Origin of the sequence: Stutzerimonas stutzeri, from assembly GCF_024448715.1 — a bacterium.
Lineage (GTDB): Bacteria > Pseudomonadota > Gammaproteobacteria > Pseudomonadales > Pseudomonadaceae > Stutzerimonas > Stutzerimonas stutzeri_AR.
The window spans coordinates 272,697-289,599 of sequence record NZ_JAMOHZ010000001.1 but is presented as its reverse complement, the minus strand read 5'-3'; the positions used below and the strand labels follow the sequence as shown (position 1 = coordinate 289,599).

The window sequence follows — 16,903 nt, the reverse complement described above, 5'->3', positions numbered from 1 at the left end:
CTAGCTAACTAATTTGCTGAATCCACTTTGTCAGCCTCCGTCAGACACCTTGCGTGTCGGGTCTGGAATGCCACAAAAGGAACGAGAATATGGCTAAAGCGCGCAAACCAGCCGCCTTTATCAAAGACCCCCTTTGGTATAAGGATGCGGTGGTCTATCAGGTCCATCTCAAATCCTTTTATGACTCGAATAACGACGGCGTTGGAGATTTCCAGGGGCTGATCGACAAGCTCGATTACGTCGCCGACCTGGGCGTTAACACCGTCTGGCTGCTGCCGTTCTATCCCTCGCCACGCCGCGATGACGGATACGACATCGCCGAATACCGCGGTGTGCATCCCGACTACGGCACCATGGCCGATGCCAAGCGTTTCATTGCCGAGGCGCACAAGCGGGGTCTTCGAGTGATTACCGAGTTGGTCATCAACCACACCTCGGACCAGCATTCTTGGTTTCAGCGTGCGCGCAAGGCGAAGAAAGGCTCCGCGGCGCGCGACTTCTACGTCTGGTCAGATACGGACCAGAAATACGACGGCACGCGGATCATCTTCCTCGATACCGAAGTGTCGAACTGGACTTGGGACCCGGTCGCCCAGCAGTACTTCTGGCACCGCTTCTATTCGCACCAGCCGGACCTCAACTTCGATAACCCGCAAGTGATGAAGGCCGTGCTAAGCGTGATGCGGTACTGGCTCGACCTGGGCATTGACGGGTTGCGACTGGATGCCATTCCCTATCTTGTGGAGCGCGACGGCACCAACAACGAAAACCTGCCTGAAACCCACGTGGTGCTGAAGCAGATTCGCGCTGAGATCGATGCGAACTACCCCGACCGCATGCTCCTGGCCGAGGCCAACCAGTGGCCGGAAGACACTCAACTTTATTTCGGCGGCGAGGAAGGCGGCCCCGGTGACGAGTGTCATATGGCCTTTCACTTCCCGCTGATGCCGCGTATGTACATGGCGCTCGCCCAGGAAGACCGCTTTCCGATCACCGACATCCTGCGACAAACCCCGGACATTCCGGAGAACTGCCAGTGGGCGATTTTTCTGCGAAACCATGACGAGCTAACGCTGGAAATGGTGACCGACAAGGAGCGCGACTACCTCTGGAACTATTACGCCTCCGATAAGCGCGCGCGGATCAACCTCGGCATTCGTCGGCGCCTGGCGCCGCTGCTCGAGCGTGACCGTCGCCGCATCGAGTTGCTCAACAGCCTGTTGCTGTCAATGCCCGGTACGCCGGTGATCTACTACGGCGACGAAATCGGCATGGGAGACAACATCTTTCTCGGTGACCGCGACGGCGTGCGTACGCCAATGCAGTGGTCAGTGGACCGCAACGGCGGTTTCTCACGCGCCGACCCGCCGAGCCTGGTTCTGCCGCCGATCATGGACCCGCTGTACGGCTACCAGGCGATCAACGTCGAGGCGCAGCAGCGCGATCCGCACTCGTTGCTGAACTGGACACGGCGTCTGCTTTCGATCCGCAAGCAATTCAAGGCGTTCGGGCGCGGCACGTTGAAAATGCTGGCGCCGAGCAACCGACGGATCCTTGCGTATTTGCGTGAGTACACCGGGCCCAACGGCGAAACCGAGGTCATCTTCTGCGTGGCCAACGTATCGCGCTCGGCTCAGGCCGCAGAACTGGAACTGTCGCATTACGCCGGCATGGTGCCGGTGGAAATGGTCGGCGGCAGTGCCTTCCCGCCGATCGGCCAGTTGCCGTATCTGCTGACATTGCCACCTTACGGCTTCTACTGGTTCCAATTGGCAACCAGTCACCAGATGCCCAGCTGGCACCAGGAACCGGTGGAAACCATGCCCGACTTTCAGACCCTCGTGCTCAAGCGTCTGGATACGCTTAATGCGACGAACAAACGCATCCTGGAAACGGAGTCGCTGCCGGCCTATCTGCCGAAGCGGCGCTGGTTTGCCAGCAAGGATGCCTCCATCGACTCGATCAAAATCTGCTACAGCGTGCCGTTCGGCGATCCGCAGCGGCCGGTTTTGCTGAGCGAGATTGCTGTCGAGTCCGCCGGCCGCACCGATCTGTATCAGTTGCCGCTGGGCTTCCTCGATGAGGGTGATTTCGATATCGCCTTGCCGCAACAACTGGCTATGGCGCGGGTGCGCCGGGGGCCGCAGGTAGGTCTGTTGACCGACGCCTTCGCGCTCAACCAATTCGTGCTAGGCGTGATTCAAGGGCTGCGTGAAGAGCAGGTGCTGCCCTGCGGTGACGGCGAGATTCGCTTCCAGCCGATGGCGCAGTTGGCCGATATCGAGCTACCGGCCGATGCCGAAGTTCGCTACCTCACGGCGGAGCAGTCCAACAGCTCGGCAATCGTTGGCGGCAGCATGATGATCAAGGTGTTGCGCCGCGTCTCGGCAGGCATGCACCCGGAGTTGGAGATGGGCGGCTTTCTCACCGAGCAGGGTTTCACCCATATTTCGGCGATGCTCGGTCAGGTCAGCCGCTTCGACAAGCGGGGCGAGCCTTATGCGCTGATGGTCGTGCAGCGTTATCTGGACAACCAGGGCGACGCCTGGGAATGGACGCTCAATACGCTCGATCGCGCCGTACGCGACCAGATCGCTGGCGGTGTCTCGCTGCACGAAAATCAGTTCAGCGCGCTTGAAGAGCTGGATGCCTTCAATCGCCTGCTTGGCCAGCGTTTGGGTGAAATGCACATGACCCTCGCTGCGAAGACCGACAATCCGGCGTTCGCCAGCGAACCGACCAAACAGGCCGATGCCAAGGAGTGGACCAAAGCCGTATCCGCTCAAGTGGAGCGAGCCCTGGATTTGCTACAGACCCACCGAGGCAATCTGGACCGCAAAGCTGCCGCCCAGGTTGACCAATTGCTCGGTCAACGCAAGCAGCTGACAGCCGAGGTAAAGCGGCTTGCCGACAAGACACTTGGCGGTCTGCGTACGCGCGTACATGGCGACCTGCACCTCGGTCAGGTACTGGTGGCTCAGGGCGATGCCTACTTCATCGACTTCGAAGGCGAGCCGGCGCGCTCGTTGGAGGAGCGTCGGAGCAAGCTGAGTCCGTTCAAGGATGTCGCCGGAGTGCTGCGGTCCTTTGAATATGCAGCCGCGATGACCAGGCGCAACGCGCAAATCAGCGACAGCTCCGAAACGGCGGATCAGGCCCGGCAAAACATATCCGAAACCTACCAGCAGAGTGCACGCGGCGTGTTTCTCGAGGCCTATCGCGAAGCCACCGCTGAGATGTCGCACGCGTGGGCGGATGCCGCTGGGGCCGATGCTGCGCTGGCCTTGTTCAGCCTGGAAAAAACGGCGTATGAGGTGGCCTATGAGGCAGAGAACCGCCCGGCCTGGCTGTCCGTCCCGCTCCAGGGACTGGCGACGCTGGCACAACAGATTTCCGATGGAGGTTCCCTATGAATGATCGTCCGGCCGTGACCATGCCCGGTGAAACCCTGCTACCAACCGATGCTGACGTCGATGCGCTGGTGCGCGCCGAACACGGCAATCCGTTTTCTATCCTCGGTCCGCACTCCGACGGTGACGGGCAGGTGGTGCGCGCTTACCTGCCTAACGCGTTGGGCGTCGAAGTGCTGGAACGTACCAGTGGCCGCTTGTTGGCCGCGATGGAGCAGGGCCAGGTGCCCGGTTTTTACTTCACCCGGCTGACCCATCCGCAACCCTATCTGCTGAAAATTCGCTGGGCTGGGGGTGAGCAGATCACCGAAGACCCGTTCAGTTTTGGACCGCAGCTCGGCGAGATGGACATGTACCTTTTTTCCGAGGGCAACCACCGGGAGATTGGTCGTGTATTCGGTGCGCAGCCGATGGAAGTCGACGGTGTGCAGGGCGTGCGCTTCGCCGTTTGGGCCCCCAACGCCCGCCGGGTGTCGGTGGTAGGCAGCTTCAACGAATGGGATGGCCGTCGGCATCCGATGCGTCTGCGTATACCTTCAGGTGTCTGGGAAATTTTCATCCCGCGGCTGCAACCCGGCGACAAGTACAAATACGAAATCCTTGGGCCTAACGGTGTGTTGCCGCTGAAAGCCGATCCCATCGCGCTTGCGACCGAGCATCCGCCGGGAACCGCTTCGGTGATCTCTCATCCATTGGAATATCAGTGGAAGGATGAAGCCTGGTTGCAACAGCGGGTCGCACGGCAGTCCTACAATGCGCCGATGACCATCTACGAGCTGCATGCGGGCTCCTGGCGTCGCGATGGTGGAGACGATGGCCGCCTGTACGACTGGCATGAATTGGCCGAACGGCTGATTCCATACGTCGTCGATCTGGGCTTCACACATATCGAGCTGATGCCGATCATGGAGCACCCCTTCGGCGGTTCCTGGGGGTATCAGCTGCTGTCGCAGTTCGCGCCCAGCGCGCGCTATGGCAACGCGCATGACTTCGCAGCCTTCGTCGATGCCTGCCACAACGCCGGCATCGGCGTGATTCTCGACTGGGTGCCTGCGCACTTTCCCACCGACGCCCATGGCCTCGGTGAATTCGATGGCACTGCACTGTACGAATATGCGCACCCCTTCGAGGGCTTTCACCAGGACTGGGACACCTTCATCTACAACCTCGGTCGCACCGAAGTACACGGCTTCATGCTCGCTTCGGCGCTGCACTGGCTGCGCGAATTCCATGTCGACGCGTTGCGCGTCGATGCGGTGGCCTCAATGCTCTATCGCGACTATTCGCGGGAGGAGGGCGAGTGGATACCCAACCGCCATGGCGGCCGGGAAAACCTTGAGGCGATCGACTTCCTGCGTCATCTCAACGACGTGGTGGCGACCGAAACACCTGGCGCCCTGGTCATTGCCGAAGAATCCACGGCATTTCCGGGGGTCAGTAAACCGACGTCGGAAGGCGGGCTGGGCTTTGCCTACAAGTGGAACATGGGCTGGATGCACGACAGCCTGAAGTACATACAGCAAGACCCGATCAACCGGCAGTACCACCATGACCAAATGACCTTCAGCATGGTCTACGCCTACTCGGAGCACTTCGTACTGCCGATCTCCCACGACGAAGTGGTGCATGGCAAGGGATCGTTGATCGACAAGATGCCCGGTGACCGCTGGCAGAAATTCGCCAATTTGCGCGCTTATCTGTCATTCATGTGGACGCACCCGGGCAAGAAGCTGTTGTTCATGGGCTGCGAGTTTGGCCAATGGCGCGAATGGAGCCACGACCGCGAGCTGGACTGGCACTTGTTGGAAGAGGCCGACCATCGTGGCGCGCAGAATCTGGTCCGTGATCTCAACCGGCTGTACAGCCAGGAACCGGCATTGCACGGGCTTGATACCGATCCGCAAGGCTTCCAATGGCTGATCGGCGACGACCGCAGCAACAGCGTGTTCGCCTGGCTGCGCAAGAGCTCGACCGGACATCCGCTGCTAGTGGTGGGCAACTTCACGCCGGTAGTGCGCGAGGGCTATCGGATCGGTGTTCCGATGGATAGTCGCTGGCTGGAGATCTTCAACAGCGATGCCGAGTGCTACGGTGGTTCCAACGTCGGCAACGGGGGTGGAATTCTGGCTGAGCAGATGCCGGCACACGGACAGGAGGTTTCTCTATCGCTGACGCTGCCACCGCTCGGTGTCGTTATTTTGCGACCGCAGGTGTAAGCGGGCGTAAGTAAATAGTGGCGCTCGGTACGGAGCGCCACTAACGCAAAAAGCCGGGGCGATTGAATCGTCCCGGCTTTTTCATTGCCTATGGGTTCTGCTGATTTTCAGGCCGCGGTGGGCGGATGCTCTTCCGGCTGCGTTTCGGTGGGTTGAGCCTCGTTGCTGGAACGCAGTTTCTTCGCCCGTGCTTCGAGCACGACATAAACAATGGTGGCGAACATTAGCGGTACCAGGAAATACACCACCCGATAGCCGATGAGCCCTGCGACAACAGCGCCCTTGCTGAGATCGCTCGCCAGCATTGCGACAAATACTGCCTCGATCACGCCCAGGCCCGCCGGGATATGCGTAATCACGCCGGCGATGCTGCTGATCATGAGAATTCCCAGTACCTCGGGGTAAGGTGCCTTCTCCGACAGCATGTAATAGACCACCAGCGCCATCAGCGACCAGTTGGCCGCTCCCAATACCAGCTGCAGTGCCGCGAGGCGCAGCGATGGCAGATGAACTTCATGGTCGCGTATCGTCCATTGGCGACGCTTGGAGAAGCCACACGCCCAGAGATAGATCACCGTAACCGCCAACAGGGCAGCGCCCAGCACGCGCAGAGCCGTATGGCCAATCTCCCAATCATCCGGCGGCGTGATCCAGCCCATGGAAAAGATCAGGCCGGCCAACCAGATATAGCCAAGCCAGTTGGTCAGTAAGCTCAGGGTGAACACACGAGTGATCTGCGAGGCTCGCAGACCGAGCCGTGAGTAGAGGCGATAGCGCAGCGCGATCCCGCCGACCCAGGCACTCAGGTTGAGGTTGAACGCGTAGCAGACGAAAGTTACCGGGAGAATTTGCCGGACCGGCAGGTTGTGCTGTGCGTAGCGTTTGCCGAGTACGTCGAAGAAGCAATACACGGCATAGCTGGCGAACGCCGCAGCCCCGGCCATCCATAGCGTCTGGGCGCTGTAGTTGCGCAGAGTTTTGTAAACCTCGCCCCAGTCGACGTTGCGCGCGAGGCCGATCAGCAGCACGGCAACCAGAATAAAGAAGACGTATGTGAGGATCTTCTTGATCAACGGCCAGCGCCGTCGCCAGCCGCTACGTGGTTCATGGTCTTTGGATTGCCGGGTCATCGGTGATCTCGCTGCAGAGGGGCTGGGTTTGGCTCCAGCGGCTCAGGATCGAGCAGCTGCAGCTTGGGCCGATGCGCGGGAAACAAACCCACCATCTCCGGGAAATGACGTAAAAAGTGGAAGATGAAAAACGCCAATGGCGCACGCCACCAGTAACCGCGGATGATCCGCTCAAGCGGAATGCGGCGACAGTCTTCCTGCAGCAGCCGGTCGAGTTTTTCGTGCAACTGGCGGTTGAAGTTATGGTCGCGGATGATCAGGTTCGCTTCGAGATTCAATGAGAGGCTGAGCGGGTCGAGATTGCTCGAGCCGACGGTCGACCATTCGTAATCCGCCAGCGCGACCTTGCCGTGCAGTGGCCTGCGGCAGTACTCGTGAATTTCGACCCCGTCGCTCATCAAGTAGTTGTAAAGCATGCGCGCGCCGAACTTGGCGATCGGCATGTCTGGCTGACCCTGAAGAATCAGGCGAACCCGCACACCGCGCCGTGCTGCGTTGCGGATTTCGCGCAACACGCGATAACCAGGAAAAAAGTAGGCATTGGCAATCAGCAGCCTTGAGCGCGCATCACGTATCGCTTGCAGGTAATGCTGCTCGATGTCGTTGCGGTGGTTGTGGTTGTCACGGGTAACGAAGAGGGAACGGGCTTCTCCTCGGCTGACCCCGACGAAACCATTGCTCTGCGTACGCACCCGGCGGTGCCACCAGCGTCGGCCGTCCTGAGCCGGTGCGATGGTGGTAAGGGCGAAGCGGTGAATGTCGTGCACCACCGGTCCTTCTACCCGCAAGGCATAGTCTTGCTTGGCCGCCGGGCCGTAGTCGCCGAGGTGGTCTGCGGAAAAGTTGATCCCGCCGATGAAGGCAAGATCGCCATCCGTGACCACGATCTTGCGATGCATGCGGCGAAACACATTTACGCGCCTGCCGAGCAGACGCTTGCCGGGGTCGAACATGTGAATGCGCACCCCGGCGCGAGTCATCGCAGCGGCGAATTCGCCGTTGAGATCAGCCGATCCATAGCCGTCCACCGTGACATCGACGCTGACGCCACGTTCGGCCGCCGCGATCAGCACTTGCTGAAGCTGCTCGCCAACCTTGTCCTTGAAGAAGATGAAGGTTTCCAGCAGGACTTCCTTTTCGGCGGCCGCAATGGCCTCGAACACGGCAGGAAAGAATTCCTCTCCGTTTTCCAACAACTGAAGACGATTCCCGTCTCTCCAGTGAAAATTCATAGGTGTATCTCCACCGCCAGGGGCAGATGATCGGACAAGTGCGTCCAGGGTTTGTTACCGAGGATTCGCGCTTTATGGCTCGTGGCATTTCGAACATAAATACGGTCCAGACGCAGCATTGGCCAGCGCGCCGGGAAAGTCTTCGCGACCTTGCCCTGCGCAACGGCAAACACCTCGTGCATGCCGGCGCAGCGGTCCAATACCTGAGCGCCCTTCAGTCGCCAATCGTTGAAGTCACCAGCCACCACTACGGGCGCGTCGTGCGGTAGTGAGTCGAGTAGCTCGCAGAGCAATGCCAATTGCTGCTGACGGTGCGATTCGCGCAGGCCGAGATGCACACAGATCGCATGAAATTGATCGTGCCCCGGAACCTGTAACACGCTGTGCAACAGCCCACGTCGTTCCGGGCCGGCGATGGAGATGTCCAGATTTTCGTAGCGCGTGATCGGAAATTTCGAGAGCAGGGCATTGCCGTGGTCGCCGTCGGGGTAGACCGCGTTGCGGCCGTAGGCGAAGTCGGTCCAGATGCTGTCGGCGAGAAATTCATACTGCGACATTTTCGGCCAATCATGGAAGCGCAGGGCGTGCTTCTCATGCGTGCCCAGCACCTCCTGCAGAAACACCACATCGGCCGAAACCGCTCTGACCGCCTCGCGTAGCTCCGGCAGAATGAAGCGTCGATTCAGTGCGGTGAAACCCTTGTGAGTATTGACGGTGAGCAGGCGGATCGAGTTGACCGCCGTGGACATGTGCGCGTCCAGATCGCTGCTGTCCAGCGGGTGATTTTTGTCCAGATTCAAACCAGTGCTCCTTCCAGCTGGCCTGGAGTGGTTTCCAGGTCTTCCTCCAGCCCGAGCCGGCGCAACAGCTGTCGCGCATCGTATGGCGCCCGGACCTTCACATCGTTGTCGAAATAGCAGTACACCTCGCGCGACTTTCGAACTGGCGGCTCGTCGGAGGTGATGAGTTGCGCGTCATCAGGTTGTTGGCCTTCGCTCCACAGGCTGATGCGTCGACACCAGTTATCCAGTGCCTCTTCGCTATAACCGCTGGTGTAGAGCTCTTCAGCGCCATGCAGACGGATATAGACGAAGTCGCTGGTGAGGTCTTCGCGGTAGGGCCATTTGCCCGCCGTATCGGCAACCACCAACGCAACGTTGTACTTACGCAGTAATGCGACGAATGCGGGATCGACGAAGCTTTGATTACGAATTTCCACCGCATGTCGCAGCCGGCGCTTGTGGTCGATTTGCAGATAACTGCGCCCCTCCATACGCGCTTCACAGCCTTTTGCCGATTCCAGCGCGGCCTCGGTGTCATGAGGCAGCAACTTCAGGAAAGTCTCGAATTGCTCGGGATCAAATTTGAAGGACGGCGGGAACTGCCAGAGCATCGGCCCGAGCTTGTCCTTGAGTGCAAGAACGCCGGATGCAAGAAAGTTGGCGATGGGCTTTTCCACGTCCCGCAACCGCAGGATATGGGTGATGTAACGCGGCGCCTTGACGCTGAAAACGAAGCCTTTGGGTGTTTCGTCGTACCAGCCGGCGTACAGCTCGGGACGTTGCAACGCGTAGAAAGAGCCGTTGATCTCGATGCTGCTTACGGCACGCGAGGCGAACTTCAACTCGTTCTTCTGGGTAAGTCCCTTGGGATAGAAGTCGCCTCGCCAGGGAGCGTAGCGCCAGCCTGAAATTCCGATATGGATGGCTGCCATCGCCTGCTCCTGTTTGCTACCGCGGGTTCTGCATGCTGGTCGGATCGCTGGCCGGGAAGGTATCTGCGATCGCCTTGTCCACCACGTTTTCCTCCGAGCCAGGCCCGGCCGGGCTGCTGCGTTGTGGTTGAAGCTCCACCTTGATCCAGCCACGCTCGCGCCGATCGAACGCCTCGAAGGCGGCTATCACGTCGGTCATTGGCTTGATCTGAGTGAGAATTTTCGCCGGATCGATACGCCGAGCCTGAATCATCTCGATCAGGCGCGGGATGTATTTGCGGTGGTGGCAGTTGCCCATGTTCATGGTGATGTTCTTGTTCATCGCCATGCCGATTGGGAAGGTCATGGCATCCGGTGGATACACCCCGATAATGGACAGGGTGCCGGCCTTCGACAGGCACTGCACAGCCCACTCCAACGCTTGCGACGGCGCGTCGCCCGGCTGCCACTGGCCGCTCTGATCCGCTTGCGCGCCGTCGGCCGGTTTACCGCCGCAGCAGCCATGCTCGGCGTCGATGCCCACCGCATCGATCACCCGATCGACACCGATGCCCGCCGTGAGCCGCTTGAGCGTTTCCACCGGATCTTCGCGGTTGAAGTCGATGATCTCGGCGCCCTGATGTTGGGCCATGCGCAGGCGATCTTCGTACTGGTCGATGGCAAAAACGCGACCGGCACCCAGTAGCTTGGCGCTGGCAATAGCGAACTGGCCGACCGGGCCGCAGCCGAATACCGCCACGGTATCGCCGGATTTGATCTCGGCCATCTCAGCGCCGAAATAACCGGTGGGGAAGATGTCGGAAAGCAGGATTGCCTGATCATCGCTGATCTCGGGCGGTAGCTTGACCAGGCCGATGTTGGCAAACGGGATACGGGCTTTTTCCGCCTGCAAGCCATGGAACGGGCCGGTCGCGGATGGACCGCCATAAAACGCTGTGCCCGCTTCCTTGCCGTTAGGGTTGGCCACGTCGCACTGGGCGAAATAGCCCGAGCGGCAATAAGAGCAATTGCCGCAGGCGATTGTCGAAGGAACCACAACACGATCGCCAACCTGCAGGTTGCGCACGTCGTCGCCAAGTTCTTCGACTATACCCACCGCTTCATGACCGAGAATCGTGCCGGGTTTCATACCGCTGAAGGTGCCGCGAATGAAGTGCAGATCGGTGCCGCAGATGGCCGAGGCGGTGATGCGCACAATGGCGTCGGTAGGGGCTTCAATACGGGGTTCGGCTACATCCTCGAGGCGGATATCGCCGACACCGTGATAAACGACTGCTTTCATGGCTACTCCGTAATGGACCGATCAAGCCGGGCAGGGCTTCATCGTCTGAATGGGCGGTGAACTGCGAGTCGGTCAGCCATCACAGTGCAGACCGGGCGTTCCTGCGAATCGCTGCCAGACCCTGGCAGGTGGAACAAACCAGCAGCATGCGACATCGAGCAGGTGCACCTTCATTCGGACTGATCGCGGCTTTCACGGTTCATCTTTTTTTCAGCCGGGCGTGGGCGGGCCTGTCTTGGACGCGGCTAGAACTTGCACCGCAACGACAGCGCTCGATGATTGGCCTGATACCCAATCGAGCCGCAGCGGTGTTATGCGCGGGGTGAGTTCCAGGGTAGATCGCCAGCGAAGGCGTCTGCGAGGTAATCGATCATCGCGCGCACCTTGGCCGGTGGGCGGCGGTCCGGCGGGTACACCACATGGATGCCGCCGAGGCCCAGAGGCGGCTGATCCAGTTCCACCACCACCAGCTCACCCCGGCTCAGCGCCGCGGCGACGATGAACTGTGGCTGATAGATCAAGCCCTGGTCGCCCACCGCGGCAGCGACCAGTGCCGCGCCGTTATTGGCTACCAGATTGCCCTCGATGCGCACGCGAACTTCGGCAGCGGGTCCGAAGGCCCATTCGCGACCGCCGAGCAGCGTGGACAGGCTATAGCCCAGGCAGTTGTGCTGGGTCAGTTCGCTGACCCGACGCGGCACACCGTGCTCCGCGAGGTAGCCGGGTGAGGCGCAGACAAGCATCGGGCAATCGGCTAAACGCCTGGCCTGCAACGGGCTATCAGTGAGGCGGCCGATCCTTACGGCCAGATCCCAGCGGCCGTCGACCAAGTCGACTTGGCTATCGGTCAGTCCCAACTCGACCTTCACCGCGGGATGGCGTCGGCTGAATCGGGGCATCAGCGGCGCAATGAAACGGGTGCCGAATGACAGGGGCACATTCATGCGCAGCAATCCTGAGGCTTCGACCCGCTGCGAAGCAACGCTGGCTTCGGCCTCATCGATCTCCGGCAAGATACGCAGGCAGGCCTCTAGATAGCTGTTACCAGCTGCCGTCAGGCTCAATCGCCGCGTGCTTCGGTGGAACAATTTGACACCGAGCCGGGCTTCCAGCGCGTCGACATGCTTGGCCGCCATTGCAGGCGAAAGCCCGAGATGACGCGCGGCAGCGGAGAGGCTACCGGCACTGGCGGCACGGGCGAATACACGCATTCCAGTAATTCTGTCGAGCATCTAGTTCCTACTCTCAGTTGAAACTGTTGAGGCGTTTTGCCTTGTTCAGGCTAAACGGAGTGTAATCCATACTGTCCTTCCACCAATGAGGGCGAGCCATGACCAGTGATCGAGAGCGCGCGGCAGACCGAGTGCGGATGCCGACCCTGTTCGTGCCGCATGGCGCCGGCCCGTGTTTCTTCATGGAATGGAACCCTATCGATGCCTGGGACAAGATGGCGGCGTTCCTTAACGGCATCGCCACGACCTTGCCACAGCGCCCCAGAGCCATCGTGCTTGTGTCCGGGCACTGGCTGGAACTGCAAGTCAAAGTCACCGCCAGCGCCAATCCCGAGCTCATCTACGATTACGGTGGCTTTCCTGCGCACACTTACGAGCTGCGCTACCCGGCGCCAGGTAATCCATCGCTGGCTATGCGTCTGGTCGACTTGCTCGGTGAGGCCGGTATCGAAGCCGGCACGGACCCACAGCGCGGCTACGATCACGGTGTCTTCATACCGCTCAAACTGATGTTTCCCGAAGCAGAGGTGCCAGTGGTGCAATTGTCGTTGCGTCGCGATCTAGATGCCCAAGCGCACCTGGACATAGGTCGTGCTATTGCGCCTTTGAGGGACGAAGGCGTGCTGATCGTCGGTAGCGGTATGAGCTTCCACAATATGCGTGGCTATGGCGATCCGCGTTTCGCGTCGATCTCGGATGAGTTCGATCGCTGGTTGAGCGAGGCCGTGGCGTCTCCGCCCGCGCAACGTGATGCGGCTCTGCAACATTGGACCGAGGCGCCCGCCGCACGGCTTTGTCATCCACCGCGCGCTGAGGAGCATTTGCTGCCGCTGATGGTTGCTGCTGGCGCCGGTGCGACCAGTCCGGGGCGCAAGATTTTTTCCGATCGCGTCATGCATACGACGCTTTCGGCTTATCAGTTCGGCTGAATGTACAGCCCGTCGAAACGAGGATTCACCATGCTCAGCTCCACCGTACAGATCGACACATCCAACCCGAGCCGCCTCATCCGCCGTCTTTGCAAACACTGGAGCCATAAGTTCGAGGTCAGCTTCGATGACCAGCAGGGCAGCATCGCGCTAGGTGCGGGGAAGTGCCTGCTTCGTGCCGGCGAGGGAAGCCTGCGCGCGGAAGTTCAGGCCGAGGACGAAGCGCAGCTGGGGCGATTGGAAACCGTTGTCGCCGATCATTTGCAACGCATGGCATCGGACGAGACCTTCACGTTCGATTGGCAGCGCTGACGGCTATTGCTCGTTGCGCGCGAAATTTGGCAATGAGCTGACCGGCTGGGAGAAGCGGAAGGGGATCGACACCAGGGAATCGCCGTAGGGTTTCTGCACCACAAAGTGCAAGTGCGGTCCGGTGCTGCGTCCGGTGTTGCCGGATTTACCCAGCACCGCGCCAGCCTTCACCTGCTGACCCGCTTTCACCTGTACCGAACCACGTTTCAAGTGCAAGTAGGCGCTATGGGTGCCGTCGTCGTGCAGAATTCGCACATAGTTGCCGGCTGGATCAGGCAGGCGGCCTCCTTGACCATTGCGCACTTTGAGCACCGTACCGGCGCGTGCTGCGGTGATCGGCGTGCCCACCGGCATCGCCACGTCCACGGCGTAACGGCCCTTTGGCGAGTTGTGGCTGAAGTCCCCGCCGGCACCTTGTGAAATACGGAACGGACCGCCTTTCCACGGCAGCGCATAGGCGTGGCCGCCGACGGACCCTTTCTTGCCCGGCTCGGGCGAATAGATCAGCGCATAGCGGAACGACTGCTGATACATCAACGGATAGCCCGATTGGCGTTTGCGCAACGTGGCGATGCGCATGCGGGTACGTGCTGGCACTGTCTTGCGAACCACGCCTTTGCCGACGCCCGCGACGTTGACCATGTGTGTCAGGCGCAGCACCACTTCAACCGGCACGTCCGTATCGTTGCGCACGTCCATTGCCTTGCCGGTGCCGACGCGATTCACGAGTAGCCGAACGGTACCGGGTTTGCCAGCCGGAAGCGTCGCGTTAGTGATGGCGCCACCGGCCAGTGCCGGCAAAGCGGTGGCGGAGCAGAGAAACAGCAGAGCGAAGGCGATGATCAGCCGGATTGAAGCCATAGGGTGTGATCCGTCACGGAAAGGACAACCCGCCTGCGGCCGGCAGGACAGATCCGTCGGGGTTCGAGAATGCCGCGCTGGGGTTGGGACTAAAGACGAAATGCGAGGTTCACTACCGCACGTCGAGAACCACCGAACGGATGAGTTGCCCCGATCTCTAGGCAAAACACCGGCATGTTGGCTGTGCCCGTAGGAGCGAGCTTGCTCGCGAAGCCTTTGCGTGGTCTAGGTTCGCCAGTAAGGACACAACGTCCCCCTCGCTCCTACAAAGCGGGGAACACGCAGGCCAAAAAAACGCCGCAGCCTTGCTCAATAATGCTGCGTTTCTTCTGAGTGAACAGCTTCACGCCAAGCGTGCGCTTGTATAAATGTCAAAGCCCCGATATCGGGGCTCTGACATTACTTGGCGCGTCGCGATTGGCGCTATTCCTCTTCTTTGATCAACTCAAACAACAGCAACGAGCGACCGGTCATGGCGTATTCATCATTGAATTCGAAACGTTCGGACCGGGCGTTGGGGTTGTTCGTGTCGATCAGGCGATTCCAGTAAATGCCCTGAGGCACTTCCGGCAACGTGAAATTCACCACGTCGTGATGGGCGTTGACGATGATCAGCAAGGTCGCGTCGGAGCCGGCTCTGCGGATGCCGGTTGCTTGTGCACGGCCATCAAGCAGCATGCCCATGCAGCGGTTGTTACCATCTTCCCAATGCTCGACGCTCATTTCCTCGGCGTGCGGTGCCAACCAGGTAACGTCCTTGACGCCCAGTTCCTCGTTATAAGCGCCAACCAGGAAGCGGCCGCGGCGCAGCATTGGATAACGTTGGCGCAAGCGGATCAATTTGCGCACGAACGCCTGAAGCGTGCGGCTCTCTTCTGGAATCTCCCAATTGACCCAGCCGATGTCACTGTCCTGGCAATAGGCATTGTTGTTGCCGTGCTGGGTGCGAGCGAATTCGTCACCGGCCACGATCATCGGTGTGCCCTGAGCGAACAGGAGCGTGGCGAAGAAGTTGCGCATCTGACGGAAGCGCAGCTCGTTAATTTCCGGATCATCGGTCGTCCCCTCGACGCCGTGGTTCCAGGAGATGTTGTTGCTGCTGCCGTCACGGTTGCCTTCGTCGTTATCCTCATTGTGCTTGTCGTTGTACGACACGAGGTCGTTCAGGGTGAAACCGTCGTGGGCGGTAATGAAGTTGACCGAGCTGAACGGACGGCGGCCACGCTGATTGAACAGATCGCCGGAACCCGTCAGGCGCGCTGCGAAGTCTGGCAGTTGGTCGCCATCGCCTTTCCAGAAGGCACGAACGGTGTCGCGGAACTGGTCGTTCCACTCTGCCCAGCCGGGTGGGAACCGGCCCACCTGGTAGCCTCCCGGCCCGCAATCCCAGGGCTCGGCGATCAGCTTGGTCTTGGCGAGTACCGGATCCTGGCGACAGGCGACGAGGAAGCCGTGGCGCTCGTCATAGCCGCCATGCTCACGACCGAGGATGGTTGCCAAGTCGAAGCGGAAGCCGTCCACATGCATTTCTTCGGCCCAATAACGCAACGAATCCGTGACCATCTGCACGACGCGTGGGTGGCTCATGTCCAGCGTGTTGCCAGTCCCGGAATCGTTGATGTAGTAGCGTTTCTCGTCAGGCATCAGCCGGTAGTAGGAGGCGTTGTCGATGCCGCGCATGGACAGGGTAGGGCCAAGCTCGTTGCCTTCGGCGGTGTGGTTGTAGACCACATCGAGAATGACCTCCAGATCCGCGTTATGCAGGTGCGCAACCATTTCCTTGAATTCACTGATCTTGCCGCTGGCCAGGTACTGCGGTTGCGGTGCGAAGAAGGCGATGCTGTTGTAGCCCCAGTAATTGCTCATGCCCTTTTCCAACAGGTGTTGGTCTTGGACGAAGGCGTGAATCGGCAGGAACTCTATCGAGGAGACACCGAGCTTGCGCACGTAGTCGATCACCTCCGGCGTCTTGAAGCCACCGAACGTGCCTCGCATGTCTTCAGCTACCGAAGGGTGGCGCATGGTGAAGCCGCGCACGTGGGTCTCGTAGATGATGGTTTGGTCCCAAGGCACCTGTACCGGACGGTCATGGCCCCAGGTGAAGGCCGGGTCGATGATTTTGCATTTCGGCACAAAAGGGGCGCTGTCCCGCTCATCGAAACTGAGGTCGGCATCGGCATGCCCGATGGTGTAGCCGAACAGCGCCTCGGACCATTTCAGTCCGCCCACGAGTTGCTTGGCGTAGGGATCTATCAAGAGCTTGTTGGGGTTGAAACGATGACCGGCATCGGGCTCGTAGGGGCCGTGCACGCGGTAGCCATAGATCTGACCTGGATGGGCATCGGGCAGGTAGCCGTGCCAGATCTCATCGGTGTATTCAGGCAGCTCGATACGTTCGAGCTCGGTTTCGCCATCGGTATCGAACAGGCACAGCTCAACCTTGGTGGCGTTCGCGGAAAAAATCGCGAAATTAACCCCCAACCCATCCCAGGTGGCACCAAGCGGGAAGGGCAGGCCCTCACGGATACGCGACGGGGTCAGAATCTGAGGCGCCGCAGGCTTTTTTCTACTCATGAAATCTCCGA

General features: G+C 60.1%; 12 protein-coding genes. 4 read left to right on the top strand and 8 right to left on the bottom strand.

The window, feature by feature from the left end:
* Nucleotides 1–89: 89 nt before the first annotated feature.
* Complete coding sequence (treS, locus tag NAV33_RS01260) at nt 90–3,413, top strand: maltose alpha-D-glucosyltransferase (protein WP_255976106.1); 3,324 nt, start codon at nt 90–92, stop codon at nt 3,411–3,413.
* Nucleotides 3,410–5,626 (top strand): 1,4-alpha-glucan branching protein GlgB, encoded by a 2,217-nt coding sequence (gene glgB / locus NAV33_RS01255; protein ID WP_255976104.1) that lies wholly within the window; start codon nt 3,410–3,412, stop codon nt 5,624–5,626. The genes treS and glgB overlap by 4 nt, the downstream gene beginning before the upstream one ends.
* Nucleotides 5,627–5,733: 107 nt before the next feature.
* Here glgB and NAV33_RS01250 read toward each other — a convergent pair whose 3' ends face one another.
* From NAV33_RS01250 to NAV33_RS01225, 6 genes are all read right to left on the bottom strand, one after another.
* Nucleotides 5,734–6,756: a lysylphosphatidylglycerol synthase domain-containing protein gene (locus tag NAV33_RS01250; RefSeq protein ID WP_255976102.1), complete on the bottom strand. Its 1,023-nt coding sequence runs from the start codon at nt 6,754–6,756 to the stop codon at nt 5,734–5,736.
* Complete coding sequence (gene clsB / locus NAV33_RS01245) at nt 6,753–7,988, bottom strand: cardiolipin synthase ClsB (protein ID WP_255976100.1); 1,236 nt, start codon at nt 7,986–7,988, stop codon at nt 6,753–6,755. The genes NAV33_RS01250 and clsB overlap by 4 nt, the downstream gene beginning before the upstream one ends.
* Complete coding sequence (locus NAV33_RS01240; protein ID WP_255976098.1) at nt 7,985–8,788, bottom strand: endonuclease/exonuclease/phosphatase family protein; 804 nt, start codon at nt 8,786–8,788, stop codon at nt 7,985–7,987. The genes clsB and NAV33_RS01240 overlap by 4 nt, the downstream gene beginning before the upstream one ends.
* Nucleotides 8,785–9,702 (bottom strand): DUF72 domain-containing protein, encoded by a 918-nt coding sequence (locus tag NAV33_RS01235; protein ID WP_255976096.1) that lies wholly within the window; start codon nt 9,700–9,702, stop codon nt 8,785–8,787. Before NAV33_RS01235 ends, NAV33_RS01240 begins: the two co-directional genes overlap by 4 nt.
* 16 nt (nt 9,703–9,718) lie before the next feature.
* Nucleotides 9,719–10,984 carry a zinc-dependent alcohol dehydrogenase gene (locus NAV33_RS01230; RefSeq protein ID WP_255976094.1) on the bottom strand — a complete coding sequence of 422 codons (1,266 nt, stop codon included), beginning with the start codon at nt 10,982–10,984 and terminating at the stop codon, nt 9,719–9,721.
* 311 nt (nt 10,985–11,295) lie between these two features.
* The gene (locus tag NAV33_RS01225; RefSeq protein ID WP_255976092.1) at nt 11,296–12,216 is read right to left on the bottom strand and encodes a LysR family transcriptional regulator; all 921 of its coding nucleotides are present in this window, start codon (nt 12,214–12,216) and stop codon (nt 11,296–11,298) included.
* A 98-nt stretch (nt 12,217–12,314) separates the two neighbouring features.
* Here NAV33_RS01225 and NAV33_RS01220 point away from each other — a divergent pair, with 98 nt between their 5' ends.
* Both NAV33_RS01220 and NAV33_RS01215 read left to right on the top strand, forming a co-directional pair.
* Nucleotides 12,315–13,145, top strand: a complete 831-nt coding sequence (locus NAV33_RS01220; protein WP_255976089.1) for a DODA-type extradiol aromatic ring-opening family dioxygenase — start codon at nt 12,315–12,317, stop codon at nt 13,143–13,145.
* Nucleotides 13,146–13,175: 30 nt separating this feature from the next.
* Nucleotides 13,176–13,457: a DUF2218 domain-containing protein gene (locus tag NAV33_RS01215; RefSeq protein WP_255976087.1), complete on the top strand. Its 282-nt coding sequence runs from the start codon at nt 13,176–13,178 to the stop codon at nt 13,455–13,457.
* A 3-nt stretch (nt 13,458–13,460) separates the two neighbouring features.
* Here the strand turns inward: NAV33_RS01215 and NAV33_RS01210 are convergent, their stop codons facing one another.
* Nucleotides 13,461–14,318: a M23 family metallopeptidase gene (locus NAV33_RS01210; protein ID WP_255976085.1), complete on the bottom strand. Its 858-nt coding sequence runs from the start codon at nt 14,316–14,318 to the stop codon at nt 13,461–13,463.
* Nucleotides 14,319–14,741: 423 nt separating this feature from the next.
* Nucleotides 14,742–16,892 (bottom strand): glycogen debranching protein GlgX, encoded by a 2,151-nt coding sequence (glgX, locus tag NAV33_RS01205; protein WP_255976083.1) that lies wholly within the window; start codon nt 16,890–16,892, stop codon nt 14,742–14,744.
* Between the last annotated feature and the right edge of the window lie 11 nt (nt 16,893–16,903).